The following is a 21,014-nucleotide window of genomic DNA, read 5'->3' as shown; positions in this document are numbered from 1 at the left end:
TCGATTTGTCATCATATCCTAATTAAAACGAAAGCATTGTCTCTGAATAGACGTTCATCCGGTTGAGGAGTGACATCTACTTTATCGTCATCCTTTCCTAAGATAATGGTAAAGCTATAGTTCGATCGAACGTCTACTGTTATTCGATTTTAGTCATGATGATCGACTTCATATACATTTACACTCTTCAATTTTCAAGTTAATATAAAAATGAAATGAAAATCGAACACGACTTTTACTAATAAGTTGAGAGTAGGTTTGAGATAAATAAACACTATATAAACATAAAGAGTTATGCTGAAAGGAGCATAAAATGGATTTTATAAATGAAGCAATGCCTTTTACATGGAAACAAGTAGGGTATGCTGTAGTGATCATCATCATCTTTTTAGGTTTCCGCAAAATATTTACTAATTATTTGTTCAAAATGGTTTTACGCTTCTCAAAGAAAGCACCGACAGATATTATTACCAATATATTGTTAGCATTTGAAAAGCCGTTACGTGTGTTTTTCGTCATTATTGGTTTTTATTTCGCCTTATTATATTTACCTTTAAGTGAAGCATTTAATGAGCCGATGATTAAAATGTTCCGTTCGGTTATCGTTATATTAATGGGTTGGGGGTTGTTCAATTTAGCAGCATCATCGTCAACTGTTTTTACGAAAGTTGGAGAGCGGCTCGACATCGAATTGGACGATATTTTACTCCCTTTTTTGTCTAAACTCGTTCGTTTTGCCGTTGTTGCAATGGCAATCGCAATGATTGCAGATGTATGGGACTATAACGTAAGTGGGTTTATTGCCGGCCTTGGGTTAGGAGGACTAGCGTTTGCATTAGCAGCTCAAGACTCATTAAGTAACTTTTTTGGCGGTGTTGTCATTATTACAGAAAAGCCGTTTACGATAGGAGATTGGATTAGCACACCGAGTGTGGAAGGGATCGTTGAAGATATCACGTTCCGGAGTACAAAAATTAGAACGTTTGCTGATACGCTTATTACTGTACCGAACTCGACGTTAGCTAATGAATCGATTCAAAACCATTCCAGGATGGGTAAGCGGCAAATTACATATAATCTTGGTGTCACTTATTCGACACCGAGAGAAAAAGTAGAAGCCTGTGTTCAGCGTATTGATCAAATGCTCCGTCAGCATGAAGAGGTCGATCAAGAGTTAATCATGGTTCGATTTACTGAGTTTAATTCGAGTAGTTTGGATATTTTTCTATACTTCTTTACGAAAACGACTGAGTGGGCAGAACATTTAGAGGTTAAAGAGGATATCAATTTAAAAGTGATGAAAATCCTTGAAGAAGAAGGGGTTTCAATCGCTTTCCCAAGCCGAAGTGTATATTTGGAACAAGGCAGCAAAAATGAGTCAGACATGAACGAAGCAAATTAAGGAGTTCAGGATAGAGATCTCCAGATTGCCGAGAAAAGGCATCCTAAAAGGAATAACTTTTGGTGACGGCCTCTTCTTTTTTATCCCAAAATGTTTTCGATTCAATATTAAATGATTTTGCTGAATCCGTACATACTCATTTAATTGGTAAATGAAAAAGGAGGATGTCTTTCATTTCTCACATGGGTCTTTCGCTTTATCATCATTCGATTTGTAGAATATTCGGCAAGTTTCATGTAAATTGAAAGGTATTGGACGAAACGTTCCGATTTAATTATGTACGATAGAAAACGAATTCATTAATTGAGGGATGTCAATGAGATATGTATCAGTTGAATCAGTAAAACAAGGTGAAAAGCTTGCTAAACATATATTTGCAAGTGATGGACGTATCTTATTAAATGAAGGTGTCCCGCTTACAGTAGGATTAATTTCAAAGCTGAGAGCCATGGGAGTTACTGCACTGTTTGTAAAAGATTCACGGTTTGAGGATATTGAGGTAGAGGATGTCGTCTCAGAATCGACAAAAAAGAAATTAATTGCTACGTTAATCCAATCTATTCAATACGTTCAAGAAGATAAAAGCCTCGATGGAAAAGCAATAAGTAGGTCCGTACGTACACTAATTGAAGAAGTGATGTTAAATAAAGATGTTCTCTTACATTTAACTGATATTCGTACGAAAGACAATGATTTATTTTTGCATTCTGTGAACGTTTGTATCATTTCAGTGATGGTAGGCGTACAAATTGGACTGTCGTCAAATCGCATTCACGAGCTTGCTGCAGGAGCACTTTTGCACGATATAGGGAAACATGTAGCAAACGTGGATAAGAAAGATATTCCTTTAGGATTCGAAGATGATAAGAAGCTACCTTTTCATCATTCATGGAAAGGGTTTAATCTGTTAAGGAAATCGTCTGAGATTAGTACACTTTCTGCGCACATTGCATTAACTCATCATGAAAATGTAGACGGAACCGGGGAACCACGGCAAATGAAAGATAAAGACATTCATTTGTTATCGAAAATTGTAGCTGTCGCAAATGACTATGATCATCTATTGTTTGATCGTAATCGTACAAATATGAAAGAACCTATGTACCCATATGAAGCGTGTGAACGACTGATGGGGATGACAAATAGGAGGTATGACCATAAAGTGGTGTGGAAATTTTTGCGCTGTGTTGCTTTTTATCCTACAGGGAGTCAAGTGAAGCTAAGCAATGGTCACATTGGTGTTGTCGTTGCCCAACATAGAGGTTTACCGCAAAGGCCAATTATACGAACTTTTGATCCTGACGGTGAGAATGTGACATTCGAAGAAATTGATTTAGCAAAAGAAACGACATTGTTTATAAAAAAAATACTAGTCTAAATAGATAGTCAGGGGTTCTCACCCTTGACTTTTTTATGTTGCCCTTTTAAAACTTGAAACTTTCTTCTATGTTAAAACGTCTTATAGTATATAAAGAAGTGGTGGGATGGACAGGTTTTCACCTGTAATGCCATGCTTAGTGAAAAGCGTGACATTGCTTTGGCAGCTACATCCCATACCACTTGTCATTATTCCTTTTAACGTAAGAAATATACATATAAATCAATTTTGCAAGCATAGGAGTTTAGAAGTGACTTCATTAAAAATTGACAGAATGAGTCATAGTTTAGCGTTTGTCTCATAGTTATGATAGCGATTCATTATAAGCATACTAATATAAAGCTGATGTCAAAAAATGATTACAATTCTCTGTAATAGGGAAACAAATTTGTAAAGGAGGGGACAACATGAAAAAGTCAAAAATTTGGATAATACCAGCTATTATGATGATTTTTGCTCTTAGTACATTTTGGTCATTTTCTTATGCAGCGAATGAAGTTGACACCACTGAACTTCTTGTAAACGAAAACAAAACAATTGTACGAGAGAAGAAAAACATTCATGTTGAATTAAATGAAGAAAATATAAAGAATAAAGAAAACACTGAGAATGAAGAACGACACATATCAACTGTGGAAAGTGTTTTTTTCAATGAAGGTGTAGATATTGGCGATAGTCAGGACAAGCTTTATGAAGTGGTAGGAGAGCCAACAGAAGAGGGGATGTATGAAGGCGGAATCTTTGCTGATTACGGCCATACAACGTTTTTTATGAATCCGGAATCAAAGATTATTAATGCAATCGCTATTCCAGCTGAAGAAATCAAACAAGAAACATTAGCTGAAATTGAAGCAAGCCTCCAGGACCACCTTATTGAAGAATCATTTAATGAAATGGATAACTTATGGATGGAATTATACAATTGGAACGAATATGACATCATGATTGAGAGAATAGATGAAGTTTCTCCGCCATTTTATATTTGGTTAACAGAAGATGGATTATTTACAAAATAGAATGTGAAAAATGGTTACATTAGGCCACAGCAACGTGCTTGTGGTTTTTTATTTGTTGTAAAACGTATTGAGGATGAAAAATGAAGTGAACACAGGGGAAATACATTGGCAATTTGAATAATCAATCATGAACTTTAATAGAGAGATATTTGGATTATACTCTTTTTATCTGATATATTCATTTCATTGCATTTTTTATATGAAATGTCTATCATTAAGAATGTGTTATATGAATAATTAAGGAGGAACGAATAATGAAAATGATGGATGCAAATGAAATTATTAACTTTATCTCAAACAGTGAAAAATCAACACCTGTTAAGGTTCATATAAAAGGTGAGCTTGAAGGCATTGATTTTGGAAGTGAAACGAAAAGTTTTATCCAAGGAAATACTGGAGTTCTTTTTGGTGAGTGGAAGGATATCCAAACGGCTATTAAAGAAAACGAACAAAAAATAGAAGACTTTGTCGTAGAAAATGACCGTCGCAACTCGGCAATTCCGTTACTTGACATGAAAAATATTAAAGCTCGTATCGAGCCAGGTGCGATCATTCGTGATCAAGTCGAAATTGGTGATAGTGCAGTAATTATGATGGGTGCATCAATTAACATCGGTTCTGTCGTTGGTGAAGGAACGATGATTGACATGAACGCTGTACTAGGTGGTCGTGCTACAGTTGGGAAAAATTGCCACATCGGTGCTGGAGCAGTATTGGCAGGGGTGATTGAGCCGCCTTCAGCTAAACCTGTCGTTGTTGAAGATGGTGTTGTCGTAGGTGCAAATGCTGTTATTTTAGAAGGTGTAACGGTAGGTGAAGGTTCTGTTGTTGCAGCAGGAGCAATTGTCACACAAGATGTACCTCCTCATACAGTCGTTGCAGGAACACCAGCAAGAGTCATCAAAGAAATTGATGAACAGACGAAGGGCAAAACAGAAATTAAACAAGAATTACGTAAATTAAATGAGGAATAATAATAATGACTCGAATCGATCACAATGATTCAGCTAAATATGTGCAGATCCGCAGGGATCTGCACAAAATTCCTGAAAGAGGTTTTTTGGAAAATAAAACGCAAGCGTACCTTTTAAACTATATTCATTCTCTACCACAGCAGTTTATAACAATAGAAACGTGGCGGACTGGAATATTGGTAAAAATAGAAGGAAGTTCTCCTGAAAAGACTATTGGTTATCGGACAGATATTGATGGTCTTCCAATTACTGAAGAAACAGGTCTTTCTTTTACATCAACGCATGAAGGGATGATGCATGCTTGTGGCCATGATATTCATATGAGTATTGCATTAGGTATCCTTACGTATTTTTCAAATAATCAGCCTAAAAATCATCTCGTTTTTATTTTTCAACCTGCAGAAGAAGGGCCAGGAGGAGCAGAACCGATGCTTCAATCTGAGGAATTTCAGCAAATGAAACCTGATGAAATGATTGCTCTTCATATTGCACCGGACCTGCCGACAGGTACGATAGGGACGAAGCCAGGTCTATTGTTTGCTAATACGAGTGAGCTTTTTATTGATCTGAAAGGAAGAGGCGGTCATGCTGCTTATCCGCACTTAGCCAATGATATGGTTGTAGCGGCTAGTCATCTTGTGACTCAGCTCCATACGATTGTCTCTCGAAATATTACCCCGCTAGATTCTTCTGTTCTTACGATCGGAAAAATACACGGGGGAACGAAACAAAATATTATTGCCGAACACGCTAGGGTCGAAGGGACCATCCGGACATTGAATCTTGATTCTATGAAAAATGTAAAGAAACGAATAGAAAACATATGTCGTGGTATCGAAGAAAGTTTTGAATGTCAAATTACGATTGATTACGGTGCGAACTACTGTCAAGTTTATAATGATGAAAAATTAACGAAACAATTTATTGATTTTGTAAAACGAAACGGTTCCGTACAATTCGTACAAAGTGAAAAGGCGATGACAGGAGAAGACTTTGGTTACTTTTTAGAAGAGATTCCTGGGTTTATGTTTTGGTTAGGGGTTAATAGTGAAAGCGGGCTACATTCTTCAAAACTAAATGCAGATGAAGACGCTATACACGTAGCAATTAACTTAATCATTGAATATATAGAGAGATGAGGCTGTCTGAATGTCAGTCTCTTTTCTACCTTTAAAAGGGGATTTTTGTAAACTAAAAAGCCTTAATGGCCTTCCTATCCTCCGATTTTTAGGTCGCCCTTTTGAGACACCATTTTTTCTGAGGTTATGAATGATAGCTCCATATTAATTCGAGACCTAATTTACCGGAATATTTTCCAATATGTTGGTTACATTATCAAATGTAACCAAATAAAGGAGGAATTTGTATGGCTCGAATTGGTGTGGAACAATCATTATCGGACGTCCAGCAAGAACTGCAAGCAAGAGGTCATGAGATTGTTCAGTTGCAACAAGAACAAGATGCAGAGGGGTGTGACTGCTGCGTCATCACTGGTCAAGATCAAAATGTAATGGGGGAGCAGCAAACCGCAATAGAGGGTGCTGTCATTAACGCTCATGGATTAACTGCTGAAGAAGTGTGCCAACAAGTTGAAAGTCGGGTAAATCCACAACAGTAGAGAAAATAAAAAGGGTTGTTTAAAAATAAGTAGTTCCTACTTCATTTTTGAACAGCCCTTTCATTTTATTATAACCTATGAACAATCGTATAACTCCTAACTAAACCTTTTACCATTAAGGCTTGCACGAAAGCATAAGAGGTTCTAGGTACGCAAGCCAAGTTTTGATTAATATTTATCAATCGGTATTTTTTTATGCATCTTTTTGAATGTACACTTGGTGTGGAAAAGGAATTTCAATATTATTATTATCAAGTGCTTGTTTTAACACTTTACGCAATTCGCGTTCAACAGCCCATTGTTCCATATTTGCAGTTTTGGCTAAAATTCTGATAACTACATCACTGTCACCTAAGCTTTGTACACCAAGTACATCTGGACCTTCCTTCACGACATCATTTTCATTGGCAAAACGGTCACATGCTTCTTGCAATACTTGAATCGCCTCATCTACATTTTCATCATAGCTTATACTAATATCTACAAGAGCTCGCATATTAGAACGAGAATGGTTACTTAAGCTACCAATTTCTCTGTTTGGTATATAATGCAACGTCCCATCAAAGCTGCGGATCTTTGTCGTTCTTAATCCAACCTCTTCAACGATACCATCAATACCAGCAACTGTGACATATTCTTCGACTTCTAACTGCTTTTCTAGTAATATGAAAAAACCTGTTACGATATCACTTACTAATCCTTGGGCACCGAAACCAATAGCTAATCCGACAATACCGGCACCGGCAATTAGTGCTGTGACATCATATTCGAAGATTCCCACGATGAAAGTAATTAAAATAAATAACAATATGTAGGAGAATGCATTTGATGCAAGTTTCTCTAATGTTTTAGATCGTCCAGCAGACATACCACGTTGCTGACTCATACGTTCAAAACTATTTGTTATAATTCTCCTTCCAATTGCTCTGACAACGAAAAATACGATGAGTATTGCAATTAACTGTAATGAGACAGTTAAAGCTTTCGTACCTATTGCTGTCCAATTAATTGCTTCAATCCATTCGCTCATTTTGTTATCTCCTTTCTTAAAATACAGCTTTAGTAGTTGTTATTTAATCTAGAAGATTTTATAGCTGTATTTATAGAGTTTACCACAACACTATATGAGGTTAAACCTATAAGTTTAAGGCTTTTTATTTTGATTTTATATTAAATTGGTTATAATAGTGGATGGTTCATACAAAAGATTATTTTAGAATATTATTCAGAGCCTCGAATTGGTTGACTGATCATATTAGTTATCTTATAATCATCATTGTTTGAACAAGCATATTTTATTTTGGAGGGATTACATATGTCAGAAAAGCGTATGGTAGCAAAGCAAGCACCTCGTTTTGAAATGGACGCGGTTTTACCTAACAAAGAATTTGGTAAAGTAAGCCTTGAGGAAAACATGAAAAACGATAAGTGGACCGTTCTTTATTTCTATCCAATGGATTTCACTTTCGTATGTCCAACTGAGATTACTGCACTAAGTGACCGTTTCGATGAGTTTGAAGATTTAGATGCAGAAGTTATTGGTGTATCTACAGATACGATTCACACACACTTAGCTTGGATCAACACGAGTCGTGATGACAATGGACTTGAGCAGTTAGCTTATCCTTTAGCTGCTGACACAAATCATGAAGTTTCTCGTGAGTATGGTGTGTTAATTGAAGAAGAAGGTGTTGCTCTTCGCGGGTTGTTCATTATTAGTCCAGAAGGTGAATTAATGTATTCTGTTGTTAACCATAACAACATTGGCCGTGATGTAGATGAAACACTACGTGTACTACAAGCGCTACAAACTGGTGGCCTTTGCCCTGCGAACTGGAAACCAGGACAAGATACACTAAAAGTATAATAACGAGTAATTAGCCTAACATTTAATGGTTAGGCTTTTTTCTTTTTAATTGTGTTCCATCGGATTTCGGATGAATTCCTACTGAAAAGGGGATAGTTTTTTTGTGCAAGTCATCTGAAGACTAGGTGAAGACGCACTAAAAAAGAGGCTGGGACAAAACCCAGTAAATAAAAATAGAGAGGCGCTCATCCAAATGTTTGGGTGGAGTGCCTCTCTTTATTTTTATACTCTGCTGAACTTTGTCGTTGATTTTCGCTACAGGATGCTCGCTTGCCTCAGCTTCCTCGGGAAAACCGCCCTGCGGGATCTTCGCCGAATGCTTTTCCCGAAGGCGTCTCGCACCTTTCGCTACAATCAACTAATTTTTTGAAACAAAAAGGATACCTTCTGATAAAATTAAAGTAACCACACAATAACTAAACCGGGGGTGTCCTTATGTTTAAATATTATAACATGGATCAAGTTATTTTGCCGTTAGATTTAGAAGTAAAGCTTCAGGAAAAGGATATTGCCTACACTGTAATGATCTTGTGGAACAGATACCTGATGAAGCCTTCGCCAGTTTTTTTGCGTGATACGGGCAACCCAGCTTACCATCCAACGGTCTTCGGATTTTTGAAGGCTAATTTGGGCTTCACTCGAATGTCCGTGAGAGGCAAAGAGAAAGTAAAAAATGAATTAGGGTTTGCATTCATAGCGGTGAACTTGAGGAAGTACACCGCTAGAACACCTCATTCATCCATAGACAATAAAAACAATCCAACAAAAAATGGTTCCAATCATCAGTTATTGATGTTTGGAACCATTTTTCATTATTTTTGGCTAGTTATGTCCCAGCCCCTTTTCCTTATACTTCCATAATGATCGGGAGGATCATTGGTTTACGTTTGGTTTTTTCATATAAAAATGGTCCTAATGTATCTGTAATCTCATTTTTAATTTCTGACCATTGAGACGTTTTCTTTTCCATAAGCTCGTCTAAATGGGCGGAAAGCTTCACTTGCGCCTCGTTAATAAGGTCGCCTGACTCTCTCATATAAACAAAGCCACGAGAAATAATGTCTGGTCCAGATGCGACTTTAAATTCTTTCATATTCAAGCTGACTACAACGACAACTAAACCTTCTTCAGAAAGAATTCGACGATCTCTAAGAACGATATTTCCAATATCACCAATCCCATTTCCGTCGACATAAACCGATCCGGAAGGGACTTTCCCTGCAAGTCGTCCTTCGTTTTTATCTAGAGCTAATACGTCTCCATTGTCCATTAAGAAACAGTTTTCCTCAAGTACACCACAATCAATTGCTAATTTCGAATGCATTTTTAACATTCTAAATTCACCATGGATAGGCATGAAATATTTTGGTTTCATGAGTCGGAGCATTAGTTTTTGCTCTTCTTGTCCACCGTGTCCGGATGTATGAATGTCATTTAAAGAACCGTGGATGACTTCAGCACCGGCTTTATACAGCTGGTTGATTGTTTTACTTACACTAAGTGTATTGCCCGGAATTGGTGAAGATGAAAAGACAACTGTATCTCCAGGAATAATTTGAATTTGTCTGTGAGTACCAAAGGCAATTCTTGATAAAGCAGCCATCGGTTCGCCTTGACTGCCTGTACATAGGATAGCAACTTGATCATTAGGAATTTTATTCAATTGAGAAGCATCAATAAACGTATTTTTGGGTGCTTTTATATAGCCTAGGTCTAATCCGATGCTAATTGCAGACTCCATACTCCGACCGAAAACAACAATCTTTCTTCGATATTTTACAGCAGCTTCTACAGCTTGTTGTAACCGATAGATGTTTGATGCAAAAGTTGCAAAAATAATGCGGCCTTCTACACTTCGGAATATTTGATCGATACTTTCTCCGACTTTACTTTCTGACATCGTAAATCCAGGAATTTCACTGTTTGTACTATCTGAAAGTAAGCATAATACTCCTTCTTCACCGATCTTTGCCATTTTTGTTAAATTGGCAGGATCTCCAACTGGGGTAAAATCAAACTTAAAGTCACCAGTATGAACGATATTTCCAGAAGGTGTCTTAACGACAATTCCGTATGAATCCGGGATACTGTGTGTCGTTCGGAAAAAAGTAACAGACGTTTTTTGGAATTTAATGACTTGATCTTCGTGGATCTCTCTTAGTTGAGCTTTACGAAGCAATCCATGTTCCTCCAACTTATTACGGATAAGTCCTAAAGCTAATTTCCCACCATAAATTGGTACATTAATTTCACGAAGTAAATATGGTACACCGCCGATGTGGTCCTCGTGTCCATGTGTAATAAAAAGCCCTTTAATTTTGTCCTGATTATTTACCAAGTACGTATAATCAGGAATGACATAATCAATTCCTAACAATTCATCTTCAGGAAATTTAATCCCTGCATCGATTAAAATGATTTCATCTTGGAATTGAACAGCATATGTGTTTTTTCCGATTTCACCCAATCCCCCGAGGGCAAAAACCGCAGCTTGGTGATTTTTAGCTTTCATGTATATTACACCGTTTCAACACGAAAGTCTTCATGCTGTTGTTCATATTCCAAGTGATCGCTTGACATGGGGGTGACAAATTCAATGTTGTATTGGCGATCTGCTAACTTTTTGCGGACATCTTCTTCTGACTCCGCTTCAATATACAATGAGTTTGTTTCTTCTCGAACAGGGACTTCATTGATCGTTTTTTGATAATACACTTTAAAAATCAAGTATATCCTCTCCTTTGTATTTAAATTTTTAATAGGACTTTATAAGGGCTTTTAATGTTTCGTGAAAAAATATATTTTAACCATCCTATGTATGTTATCCTCTTGTACATAAACAAAAATCACTGTTTTTATGATTCTATATGATAAAGGATAATCCTTCTTTTCCCTTGTGAGAAAGAAGGATTGAGACGATTAAGCGTATAATTGTTTAGGAAGTAAATCCCGACATCGTTTCAATATTCGTTCTCTCCACCTTTTCAACATTTTAAACCCTCCTTCAACGATATTCAAGAGTCAGCCTTCTTTTTTATCGTTAGTGTTTGTTTGATTGACGAGAATTTGTAAGGGAATCGTTGGGAATTAAAGAATTTAAAAGTTATTTTTATTTTTATTGTTAATAAAGTTGAAGGGGAGCAACAGAGTATTTTTTGTTCTCTTTAGTAAACGGTTATCTCTTTACATTTTTGAGCATCTTTAGTAGCTTTATTACCAAGTTTAATTTTAGTAAAAAGAAAAGAGGAAGATGACGTTAAATGAATAATAAAGTTGTATTCTTAGATATTGATGGGACGATATTAAACGAAAATAAGGAAATTCCCGAGTCTACGAAAGAGGCAGTAAGTAAGCTTCAGGAAAACGGTGTCTATGTTGCGATTGCAACAGGAAGAGCTCCGTTTATGTTTAAAGATATTTTAAAAGAATTAAATATTACTACGTATGTAAGTTTTAACGGTTCGTATGTTGTTTTTGATGGAGAAGTATTATTTACCCATCCTTTAGATAAAGACCAATTGCTCGAACTTGAAAAAACAGCCTTTACATATCGACATCCAATGGTTTTCTTAAACGAAAACCTAGCAGTTTCGAACTGGGATAATCATCCATTTATCGAGGAAAGCATGAGCTCGCTAAAAATGAGTCATCCGGAAAAGGATGAACACTTCCATCATAACAATGAAGTATACCAAGCATTACTATTTACCCAAGTGGAAGAGGGCGAGAAATTTCCAACTACTCATAACCATTTTGACTATGTCAGATGGCATCCGAAAGCACTCGATGTTCTCCCTAAAGGAGGATCAAAGGCACGTGGTATACAAGAGTTACTACATAAGTTAAATATTCCAGTTGAAAATACGTATGCCTTTGGTGATGCTCTTAATGACTTGGAAATGCTTGAATATGTAGGGTGTGGGATCGCGATGGGAAATGGTGTTCCAGAAGCAAAAGAAGCTGCTGACTTCATTACGACTCACGTCGATGAAAATGGAATTTATAACGGCTTAAAAAAAGTAGGACTAATCTAAAAAAGCGCAAGATGCCTAGGGGACTAGACATGATCGAAAGCTCGGATCTTCTTATTGTATGCTTAAAAGAGCGACAGGCAATAACGATTTCGAATTGTATTAGGAAAGAAATGGTGCCCCAAAAAATACTTTTGAGGCACCTCCTTTTTGACTTAATTTTAATAACTCTTACGCTCATATATCACGCTAATGGACCGTCGTATTCGTTCCGTTTAATGACTTCATTAGGCGGAAGAGGTTGTTTATAAGGGTCATCTTCTTCGATACGATCGTAAAACATAATGCCGTTTAAATGGTCGATTTCATGCTGAAACACAATAGCAGGTAATCCTTTGAGCTTTAAGGTTATTTCCTCACCATCAATATTTGTTCCTTGGACTTTAACTCGTGAATAGCGGGGAACTATGCCTGGTACAGCTCGGTCAACAGATAAACAGCCCTCGCCATTTTCTAAGTAAGTTGTCTCGGCAGAGTGACTAATAATTTTGGGGTTAAAAAGGCCGACTTCGATAAGTTCATCCTTATGATCAGTAACACTAACTGCAATCATACGTTTACTTATATTAATTTGTGGTGCAGCTAACCCTACTCCAGGACGCAAATTATATTTTTCTGCAGTCTCTGGATCTTGACTATGTACTAGAAACTCCAACATTTGTTTTAATGTTTCTTTATCTTCGTCAGAAGCTGGGAGTTGTACAAAAGAGGCAACTTTACGTAAAACTGGATCTCCTTCTCTAACGATATCGTCCATTGTTAACAATGGAATCTCTCCTTTCATTAAATGGATTTAATACTTAAAAGTTAGGAAAACTAAACTTAAATAAAGTACAAGTTTTCCAAAGCAGATATTCATTTCTTGTCCTAATTAAAACATTACTATCATATATTATAATGGACAAAATGAAAAGAAACGAGAGCTGGATCACTCTCGTTTCATTATGAAGGTGAATTAATATCCGAATTTAGATGCACCAACAATAATTAATAAAATGAAGAGGACGACAATTAATGCAAACCCTCTTCCAGGTCCAGCATAAGCTGGCGCAACATGATCGTAAGCTGGGGCACCGTATCCATATCCACCTACACCACAAGGATCAAAGCAACATCCACCACCATATCCGTACATGGCAATTCCTCCTTTTTGATAAATCAACCGCCTTGGCAGCGATGTAATACTATGCTATGCACCTGATTTTATATGGAGTGGATGAATACCCAGTTTTTAAGGAGTAATTATTGGGCATTTATAAAATATTCGGTTTTTAATTATTATAAAAGCCTTGTCAAATAAAAGAATATAAGATAGTTTGTTAATGTATCTTTTTTTGAATAAAGAACGTGGTCCGAATGTTTGACAAGTAGTGCCTCGATATGACACTGGCATACTGTTATTTTGTTTTGGCACTTTTACATATTATATTCAGGGGGGAAAACAGTTGAAGAAAATGTCCGTTATCTTTTTATCTGTAATTCTAGGAGTTATCCTTACTGCATGTGGCGGCGAAGAGCCAGCCGAATTTATTTATGAACATTTAGAGGAAGCTGTACAAATAGAACATAGTGTAGCAGATAAGCAAGGTCCGTTAACTGAAGCTGAACAACTTGAACATGAGTGGTATGAAGAAATGCTTGCTTTATCGGATGAAGATGAAATCCAGGAGCTTTCTCAACAAGCAATTGAGTCGGCTGAAGAGCGGAGAACATTAATGAATGACGAAAAAGTAATCATTGAAGAGGCGTATGAAGAATTTCAGCAATCTAAAGAGTTTATAACAGAACTAGATGAAGAGGTTGCTACACACGCAGTTCAGCTCGTGCAAACGATGGAAGAGCGTTATGAATTGTATGAACAGCTGTTTAATAAATATAATGAAACGATTGAACTTGATATTGAATTGTACGAGTTAATTGCACAAGAAGATTTAACTGTTGAAGAATTGCAAGAACAGCATGATTTAGTTAATGAAGCGTATGAAGAAATTAATGAGTTAAACAACAATTTTAACGAAAAAACTGTACAATACAATGAGGAAAAGAGAGAATTTTATGAAGTAGCAGAATTAAACGTCGTATATGAAGATGCTTAAGCTCAAGCGCCACAGAAATGTGGCGTTTTCTTTTTACATTCTCATCATGTATTCGAAAGAGCGACGGACGGCGACTCAGGCGGGAAAAACAATTGTTGAAAGTCCCCTAGGTGCACACAGTGTGGCACCTAGGAAGTTAAGGCATTGCTGCTACAAAGAAGACACTACGAATACAAACGAAGTGCAGCACGAGGAGATGTCGCACTTGTGCCCTGGAGTGAAAGCGTCCTGCATTAGCAATTTCGAATTCTATTTGATTATGAAAAGGGATGTCCTCAAAATACATTTGGCACGGACCATATTAAAAAGGTCCCTTAAGGGACTCTGGTAGTTAAGTGCCCTTATAGAGCGAAGTTAAAACCGCCTGTTTTACAGACGGATATAGTTATTGCTCCATGCAGTTATTTAAGAAATAAAATAAAAAGAAACGGTGCTTGTTCATTATATAACAGAAGAAAATGTCTTTGTATAACAGTTATACAGGAGTGGAACTTTAACTATTTTAAATAATTGATAAAAAACCGATAAAATCAAGTTCAAAATGATTGACGGATGATCTTTGTATCATGTAAACTTAGTTTCGAATAGAAGGTTGTACTAGTCTTTGTACGATAATATTAAGACAGATACTTAGTAAGTGCTACAAAAACAGATTAATGATAAGGGCGATTGGGTATACAACCTTTAAAGTGTGAATTCGGCTTCATACAAAATCACATTGTTTTGTTTATGATGGGTATCCTATTGATGGCTGATAATTTTTTACGTTTTAACACATTAACATTATCCAATTGCAAGCAGAAAGGAAGAGGTGAAAGGATTCATGGAAAAAACAAAGACTTTGCAAAACATTGAAAGTCAATTTGAAACTTTCCAAATTCTAAACGAAGAAGGGGAAGTCGTAAACGAAGATGCGATGCCTGACCTCTCTGATGAGGACTTAAAAGAGTTAATGACTCGTATGGTTTATACGCGTATATGGGATCAGCGCGCGATCTCTTTAAACAGACAAGGACGCTTAGGTTTCTATGCACCAGTTGCTGGACAAGAAGCTTCTATGCTTGGTTCACAGTATGCTTTAGAAAAGCAAGACTGGATTTTACCAGGGTACCGTGACATTCCACAAGTCGTTTATCATGGTATTCCTCTAGATCAAGCTTTCCTATGGTCACGTGGTCACTTTCAAGGTGGTCAAATGCCTGAAGGGGTTAACGTAATGATGCCTCAAATTATCATTGGTGCACAGATTACACAAACTGCTGGTGTGGCAATGGGACTAAAGCGCAAGAAAAAAGACGCAGTTGCAATTACTTACACTGGTGATGGCGGTGCTTCACAAGGTGATTTCTACGAAGGAATTAACTTCGCGGGTGCGTACAACGTTCCTGGAATCTTTGTCGTTCAAAACAACCGTTTTGCCATTTCGGTACCTGTTGAAAAACAGTCTGCAGCGAAAACAATTGCTCAAAAAGCAGTTGCAGCAGGAATTCATGGGGTACAAGTTGATGGAATGGACGTATTAGCTGTATATGCTGTAACAAAAGAAGCTCGTGAACGTGGATTGGAAGGCAATGGACCAACTTTAATTGAAACATTAACTTACAGATATGGTCCGCACACAATGGCTGGAGATGATCCAACTCGTTACCGTTCGTCTGACCTTGATGACAAGTGGGAAAAGAAAGATCCGCTTGTTCGTTTTCGTAAGTTCCTTGAGTCGAAAGACCTTTGGACTGAAGAGGAAGAGAATAAGATTGTTGAACAAGCGAAAGAAGATATTAAAAGTGCAATTAAACAAGCAGATGATGCTCCTAAACAAAAGGTAACTGATCTCATTGGATTTATGGGCGAAGAGCTTCCTTCAAACTTAAAGGAGCAAATGGAAGAATATAAAGAAAAGGAGTCGAAGTAAGCTATGGCGCAAATGACAATGATCCAAGCAATCACCGATGCCATGCGTAACGAATTAAAGAACAACGAAGATGTTCTCGTGTTCGGAGAAGACGTTGGTCAAAACGGCGGGGTGTTCCGTGCAACAGAAGGATTACAAAAAGAATTCGGCGAAGACCGAGTTTTTGATACACCGCTTGCAGAGTCAGGGATTGGTGGACTAGCAGCAGGGTTAGGTGTAACAGATTTTCGTCCAGTAATGGAAATACAGTTCTTTGGGTTCGTCTTCGAAACATTTGATGCAGTTGCAGCACAAATGGCTCGTATGCGCTATCGTTCAGGTGGTGTATACCACTCTCCTGTAACGATTCGTTCTCCTTTCGGTGGAGGAGTGAAAACTCCGGAGCTGCATGCTGACAGTTTAGAAGGGTTGATGGCTCAAACTCCTGGAGTGAAAGTTGTAATCCCATCTACTCCTTACGATGCAAAAGGATTATTAATTTCAGCAATTCGTGATAATGATCCTGTCGTATTTTTAGAACATATGAAATTATATCGCTCATTCCGTGAAGAAGTTCCTGAAGAGGAGTATACAATTCCTTTAGGTAAAGCGGATGTTAAACGTGAAGGGAAAGATGTATCGATTATCACTTACGGTGCTATGGTTCACTCTTCATTAAAAGCTGCAGAAGAGTTAGCGAAAGATGGTATTGAAGCAGAGGTCATTGACTTGAGAACAGTAAGCCCGCTAGATATTGATACAATTATTGCTTCTGTTGAAAAAACGAATCGTGCAATTGTTGTACAAGAAGCACAAAAGCAAGCAGGAGTCGCGGCAAATGTTGTCGCTGAAATTAACGACCGTGCGATCCTCAGCTTAGAAGCACCTGTATTACGTGTAACTGCACCAGATACAGTTTATCCGTTTGCTTCTGCTGAAGACACTTGGCTACCTAGCTATAAAGACATCGTTGAAAAAGCACAGCAAGTGATTAATTTTTAAAACAGATTATTAGACTGAGAAGGGGTTCCTTTTCAGTCCTCCTTGCTTTATATCGCTTTGTTCAAAAGGTTCGTGTAAGGAATTAAAAATTCACGAACAATAATGGAAGAACTAAAGCAAAGGTTGTGTGTTCAAAAGGACAAGTGAAGTTATCATACCGAGTAAATTAAACCGAATTTTAATCTTACACAGCTCACTGATACTTTCATGCAGTGAATAGGGTGAGAATGAACATTCATTGTCCATCTGATTTCTGTTTATCAGCTTTTTGAACACCTTTTATTTGAAGTACAATCGAAACGGAGGCGTTAATCGTGGCATATGAATTTAAGATGCCGGATATCGGTGAAGGTATCCACGAAGGTGAAATTGTGAAATGGGAAGTTAAAGAAGGTGACGAAGTTAAAGAAGATGACGTCCTATGTGAAGTTCAGAATGATAAAGCAGTTGTAGAAATTCCTTCTCCAGTCGATGGAACGATTAAAAAACTTCACGTTGATGAAGGTGTTGTTACTACTGTAGGTAGTGTCATTATTACTTTTGAAACAGATGCGGAGCCGCCAGCTGATGCACATGGTGGAGGCGAAGAGGAAGCACCAGCAGAAGAGCCTAAAGCTGAAGAGAAAGAAGAAACAGCGGAAACACAAGCTGAGCCTTCTAAGCAACAAGAAGAGGTTGATGAAAATCGACGTATCATTGCAATGCCTTCAGTACGAAAATATGCACGTGAAAAAGGTGCTGATATTCGTAAAGTAACTGGTACAGGAAAAAATGGCCGTATATTGAAAGAAGATATTGAAAGTTTCTTATCTGGAGACCAAAAAGTTGCTGAAGATACTGCTACTCCAGAAAAGACTGAAACGACAGAAAAACAGTCAGTTCCTGCATATACACCTGCTCAATCCGATGCAGAAACGCGTGAAAAAATGTCTGGCATTCGTAAAGCTATTTCAAAAGCAATGGTCAATTCCAAGCATACTGCTCCACATGTTACGTTAATGGATGAAATTGATGTAACTGATTTAGTAGCACATCGTAAGAAGTTTAAAGCGGTCGGGCAAGAAAAAGGCATTAAATTAACATACTTGCCTTATGTCGTAAAAGCTTTAACATCTGCTTTACGAGAATACCCAATCTTAAATGCTTCTCTTGACGATGCTAACGAAGAAATTGTTTACAAACATTATTTCAATATTGGAATTGCAGCTGATACAGATAAAGGACTATTTGTTCCCGTCGTGAAAGATGCAGATCGAAAGTCAATTTTTGCGATTTCTGATGAAATAAATCAACTTGCAACGAAAGCAAGAGAAGGTACGCTTTCTTCTGATGAAATGAAAGGCGCTTCTTCAACAATTACGAATATCGGTTCAGCAGGAGGCCAATGGTTCACACCAGTAATTAATCACCCAGAAGTAGCCATTTTAGGTCTTGGCAGAATTCAAGAAAAAGCAATTGTTAAAGATGGAGAAATTGTCGTAGCTCCAGTTCTTGCCTTGTCATTAAGCTTCGATCATCGTATCATTGATGGTGCAACTGCTCAACACGCGCTTAACCACATTAAACGTTTGTTGAATGATCCACAATTAATCGTAATGGAGGGCTAAACACATGGTAGTAGGAGATTTTCCGGTAGAAGTTGATACGCTCGTTATTGGTTCAGGTCCAGGAGGATATGTTGCAGCAATCCGTGCCGCACAACTTGGACAAAAGGTAACTATTGTAGAAAAAGATACTTTGGGAGGAGTATGCTTAAATGTTGGTTGTATTCCTTCAAAAGCACTAATTGAAGCGGGACACCGTTATCATAATGCAAATAATTCAGAGGATATGGGGATCTCTGTTGGAGAAATTAACTTAGATTTCTCTAAAGTACAAGAATGGAAGCAATCTGTAGTAAAAAAGCTAACTGGCGGAGTCGAAGGGTTACTTAAAGGTAATAATGTAGATATCGTCCAAGGTGAAGCTTATTTTGTCGATGATTCGACTGTACGCATTATGGATGAAAAAAATTCACAGACTTACAAGTTCAACAACTGTATCGTAGCAACTGGTTCTCATCCAATTGAATTGCCAGCATTTAAATGGAGTGAGCGTGTTGTTTCATCAACTGGAGCACTTGCATTGAAAGAAGTTCCGAAAAAATTGATTGTTATCGGTGGAGGATATATCGGAACAGAACTAGGGTCTGCATACGCTGATTTAGGTTCTGAAGTAACGATCCTTGAAGGATCAAAAACGATTCTTCCAGGATTTGAAAAGCAAATGAGCCAGCTAGTGGCAAAACGCCTGAAGAAAAATGGTGTAACAATTAAGACAGAAGCATTTGCACAAAGCATGGAAGAAACAGACACAGGTGTGAAAATTAAGGCTGAAGTAAAAGGTAAGGAAGAAGAATTTGAGGGAGATATTCTTCTTGTCACTGTTGGTCGTAAGCCAAACACAGAAGAGTTAGGTTTAGAACAAGCCGGTGTAGAGTTAGATGATCGTGGTTTAATTAAGACTGATAAGCAATGCCGTACTTCTTCACAAAATATTTTTGCGATCGGTGATATTGTTGATGGACCGCAATTAGCACATAAAGCATCTTATGAAGGAAAAGTAGCTGCTGAAGCAATTGCTGGTGAACCAGCTGAAATTGATTACACTGCGATTCCAGCTGTCGTATTCTCAGCCCCTGAACTAGCTACAGTTGGCTTGACAGAAAAGGATGCCAAAGAGGAAGGATACGACGTTACCGTTGCGAAGTTCCCATTTGCAGCAAATGGGCGAGCATTATCCTTAAATGAATCTGAAGGATTTGTGAAAATGGTTACTCGTAAAGAAGATGGCTTAGTGTTAGGAGTTCAAATTGCTGGTGCGAATGCATCTGATATGATTTCTGAAGCGTGTGTAGCAATTGAAGCAGGAATGACTGCTGAAGATCTTGCACTAACGATTCATGCACACCCATCTTTAGGTGAAATCACGATGGAAACGGCAGAAGTTGCAATCGGAATGCCTGTTCATATCGTAAAATAATTATTTAAAAGAATAAAAAAAGACAGTCGTCCTGACTGTCTTTTTTTATTTGGTGCATATGGTGATCGTAACGTTGACGATGTCTTTAAAGCGCTTTCAATATGATTGTACATCATAAGCATTTTGCTATGGTAGTCAATAGCATTCGTTCTGTCATAGAATATCAATTAAAAAGTCTCTTCTTCATTTGACAAATTTAAGCTGGCCTCAAGCTCGAGGAATATTTCAGACGAATCCTTTAACCCTTCTATTCTTAGTAATACGTCGACATCATCTATAATTAATAAAGTAGGGAAAGTATGTATATCATAGTAGCTGACTAAACTTGTTTCTTCTGATGAAACGACGTTTATTGATTCTAAATGTTCAGGATGAGTTTGTTTGAAATCTAAAAGTGCTTCATAATAACTACTTTCATTTTCGATATTATGGTCATTAGAAAACAATACGGTGACTGGAGTATTACCTTTAACTTCTAAAAAAGGGTAATTTGCACGAATATCAGTTGATTGACAGCCATTCATTGTGCATATTGACAAAATGAATAATACGGTTAAAATACCTTTCATTTATAGTCATCCCTTCAGTTCGTATTCAGAAAAGCTTCACTTTATATTATCATTGTTTTGATTGTTATATTGCTTCGTAATCAAACTGTTACACAAATGAAAGCAGATCATAAAGAACTAAAAACAAGCCCACTGAATGTCTCAGTGGG

Annotated in this window: 19 protein-coding genes and 2 pseudogenes; 15 read left to right on the top strand and 6 right to left on the bottom strand. The window is 37.4% G+C overall.

Translation table 11 applies throughout. The features are described from left to right. The first annotated feature begins 313 nt into the window (after positions 1-313). The 6 genes from CD001_RS19700 (at position 314) to CD001_RS19675 (ending at position 6,388) form a co-directional block, all read left to right on the top strand. Positions 314-1,402, top strand: a complete 1,089-nt coding sequence (locus CD001_RS19700) for a mechanosensitive ion channel family protein (RefSeq protein WP_096189304.1) — start codon at positions 314-316, stop codon at positions 1,400-1,402. A 316-nt stretch (positions 1,403-1,718) separates the two neighbouring features. Next, the gene (locus CD001_RS19695) at positions 1,719-2,780 is read left to right on the top strand and encodes an HD-GYP domain-containing protein (protein WP_096189303.1); all 1,062 of its coding nucleotides are present in this window, start codon (positions 1,719-1,721) and stop codon (positions 2,778-2,780) included. A 407-nt stretch (positions 2,781-3,187) separates the two neighbouring features. Next, the gene (locus CD001_RS19690) at positions 3,188-3,796 is read left to right on the top strand and encodes a hypothetical protein (RefSeq protein WP_096189302.1); all 609 of its coding nucleotides are present in this window, start codon (positions 3,188-3,190) and stop codon (positions 3,794-3,796) included. A 254-nt stretch (positions 3,797-4,050) separates the two neighbouring features. Next, on the top strand, positions 4,051-4,770 hold the full coding sequence (gene dapD / locus CD001_RS19685; protein ID WP_096189301.1) for a 2,3,4,5-tetrahydropyridine-2,6-dicarboxylate N-acetyltransferase: 720 nt from the start codon (positions 4,051-4,053) through the stop codon (positions 4,768-4,770). 5 nt (positions 4,771-4,775) lie between these two features. Continuing rightward, positions 4,776-5,909 (top strand): N-acetyldiaminopimelate deacetylase, encoded by a 1,134-nt coding sequence (locus tag CD001_RS19680; RefSeq protein WP_096189300.1) that lies wholly within the window; start codon positions 4,776-4,778, stop codon positions 5,907-5,909. Between the two features lie 227 nt (positions 5,910-6,136). After that, on the top strand, positions 6,137-6,388 hold the full coding sequence (locus CD001_RS19675) for a YkuS family protein (protein WP_096189299.1): 252 nt from the start codon (positions 6,137-6,139) through the stop codon (positions 6,386-6,388). A 193-nt stretch (positions 6,389-6,581) separates the two neighbouring features. Here the strand turns inward: CD001_RS19675 and CD001_RS19670 are convergent, their stop codons facing one another. Then, positions 6,582-7,418 carry a mechanosensitive ion channel family protein gene (locus tag CD001_RS19670; protein WP_096189298.1) on the bottom strand — a complete coding sequence of 279 codons (837 nt, stop codon included), beginning with the start codon at positions 7,416-7,418 and terminating at the stop codon, positions 6,582-6,584. Positions 7,419-7,703: 285 nt separating this feature from the next. Between CD001_RS19670 and CD001_RS19665 the strand changes: the two genes are divergently transcribed. From CD001_RS19665 to CD001_RS27390, 3 genes and pseudogenes are all read left to right on the top strand, one after another. Further along, entirely contained in the window at positions 7,704-8,255 is a 552-nt protein-coding gene (locus tag CD001_RS19665; protein ID WP_096189297.1) for a peroxiredoxin, read from the top strand. A 435-nt stretch (positions 8,256-8,690) separates the two neighbouring features. Next, positions 8,691-8,855: pseudogene (locus CD001_RS27395) on the top strand (IS5/IS1182 family transposase); the annotation flags it as partial. A gap of 3 nt (positions 8,856-8,858) precedes the next feature. Next, a pseudogene (locus CD001_RS27390) lies at positions 8,859-9,116 on the top strand (IS5/IS1182 family transposase); the annotation flags it as partial. Here the strand turns inward: CD001_RS27390 and rnjA are convergent. Together rnjA and CD001_RS19645 are read right to left on the bottom strand one after the other, a co-directional pair. Beyond that, the gene (rnjA, locus tag CD001_RS19650) at positions 9,103-10,767 is read right to left on the bottom strand and encodes a ribonuclease J1 (protein ID WP_096189294.1); all 1,665 of its coding nucleotides are present in this window, start codon (positions 10,765-10,767) and stop codon (positions 9,103-9,105) included. The pseudogene CD001_RS27390 and the gene rnjA sit on opposite strands and share 14 nt — an antisense overlap. A gap of 5 nt (positions 10,768-10,772) precedes the next feature. Continuing rightward, on the bottom strand, positions 10,773-10,982 hold the full coding sequence (locus tag CD001_RS19645) for a DNA-dependent RNA polymerase subunit epsilon (protein WP_096189293.1): 210 nt from the start codon (positions 10,980-10,982) through the stop codon (positions 10,773-10,775). 533 nt (positions 10,983-11,515) lie between these two features. On the opposite strand from CD001_RS19645, the gene CD001_RS19640 reads away from it, so the two are divergent. After that, positions 11,516-12,289: a Cof-type HAD-IIB family hydrolase gene (locus CD001_RS19640; RefSeq protein ID WP_096189292.1), complete on the top strand. Its 774-nt coding sequence runs from the start codon at positions 11,516-11,518 to the stop codon at positions 12,287-12,289. Positions 12,290-12,470: 181 nt separating this feature from the next. On the opposite strand, the gene def is transcribed toward CD001_RS19640, so the two are convergent. Both def and CD001_RS19630 read right to left on the bottom strand, forming a co-directional pair. Then, on the bottom strand, positions 12,471-13,052 hold the full coding sequence (def, locus tag CD001_RS19635) for a peptide deformylase (protein WP_096189291.1): 582 nt from the start codon (positions 13,050-13,052) through the stop codon (positions 12,471-12,473). Positions 13,053-13,241: 189 nt separating this feature from the next. Further along, on the bottom strand, positions 13,242-13,421 hold the full coding sequence (locus CD001_RS19630) for a YjcZ family sporulation protein (RefSeq protein WP_407081120.1): 180 nt from the start codon (positions 13,419-13,421) through the stop codon (positions 13,242-13,244). A gap of 319 nt (positions 13,422-13,740) precedes the next feature. Between CD001_RS19630 and CD001_RS19625 the strand changes: the two genes are divergently transcribed. From CD001_RS19625 to lpdA, 5 genes are all read left to right on the top strand, one after another. Then, positions 13,741-14,382 (top strand): YkyA family protein, encoded by a 642-nt coding sequence (locus CD001_RS19625; RefSeq protein ID WP_257009997.1) that lies wholly within the window; start codon positions 13,741-13,743, stop codon positions 14,380-14,382. A gap of 823 nt (positions 14,383-15,205) precedes the next feature. Further along, a complete protein-coding gene (gene pdhA / locus CD001_RS19615; RefSeq protein WP_096189288.1) occupies positions 15,206-16,294 on the top strand; it encodes a pyruvate dehydrogenase (acetyl-transferring) E1 component subunit alpha in 1,089 nt (362 codons plus the stop codon). A 3-nt stretch (positions 16,295-16,297) separates the two neighbouring features. Next, positions 16,298-17,275 carry an alpha-ketoacid dehydrogenase subunit beta gene (locus CD001_RS19610; RefSeq protein WP_096189287.1) on the top strand — a complete coding sequence of 326 codons (978 nt, stop codon included), beginning with the start codon at positions 16,298-16,300 and terminating at the stop codon, positions 17,273-17,275. A 314-nt stretch (positions 17,276-17,589) separates the two neighbouring features. After that, the gene (locus CD001_RS19605) at positions 17,590-18,882 is read left to right on the top strand and encodes a dihydrolipoamide acetyltransferase family protein (protein WP_096189286.1); all 1,293 of its coding nucleotides are present in this window, start codon (positions 17,590-17,592) and stop codon (positions 18,880-18,882) included. A gap of 4 nt (positions 18,883-18,886) precedes the next feature. Continuing rightward, positions 18,887-20,296 (top strand): dihydrolipoyl dehydrogenase, encoded by a 1,410-nt coding sequence (gene lpdA, locus CD001_RS19600; protein ID WP_096189285.1) that lies wholly within the window; start codon positions 18,887-18,889, stop codon positions 20,294-20,296. A gap of 167 nt (positions 20,297-20,463) precedes the next feature. Here lpdA and CD001_RS19590 read toward each other — a convergent pair whose 3' ends face one another. Further along, on the bottom strand, positions 20,464-20,865 hold the full coding sequence (locus tag CD001_RS19590) for a hypothetical protein (RefSeq protein WP_096189283.1): 402 nt from the start codon (positions 20,863-20,865) through the stop codon (positions 20,464-20,466). Between the last annotated feature and the right edge of the window lie 149 nt (positions 20,866-21,014).

Source organism: Evansella halocellulosilytica, from assembly GCF_002335745.1.
Lineage (GTDB): Bacteria > Bacillota > Bacilli > Bacillales > Salisediminibacteriaceae > Bacillus_CA > Bacillus_CA halocellulosilytica.
Note: the sequence above shows the minus strand (reverse complement) of the source record. Positions and strands in the feature narration are given on the sequence as shown.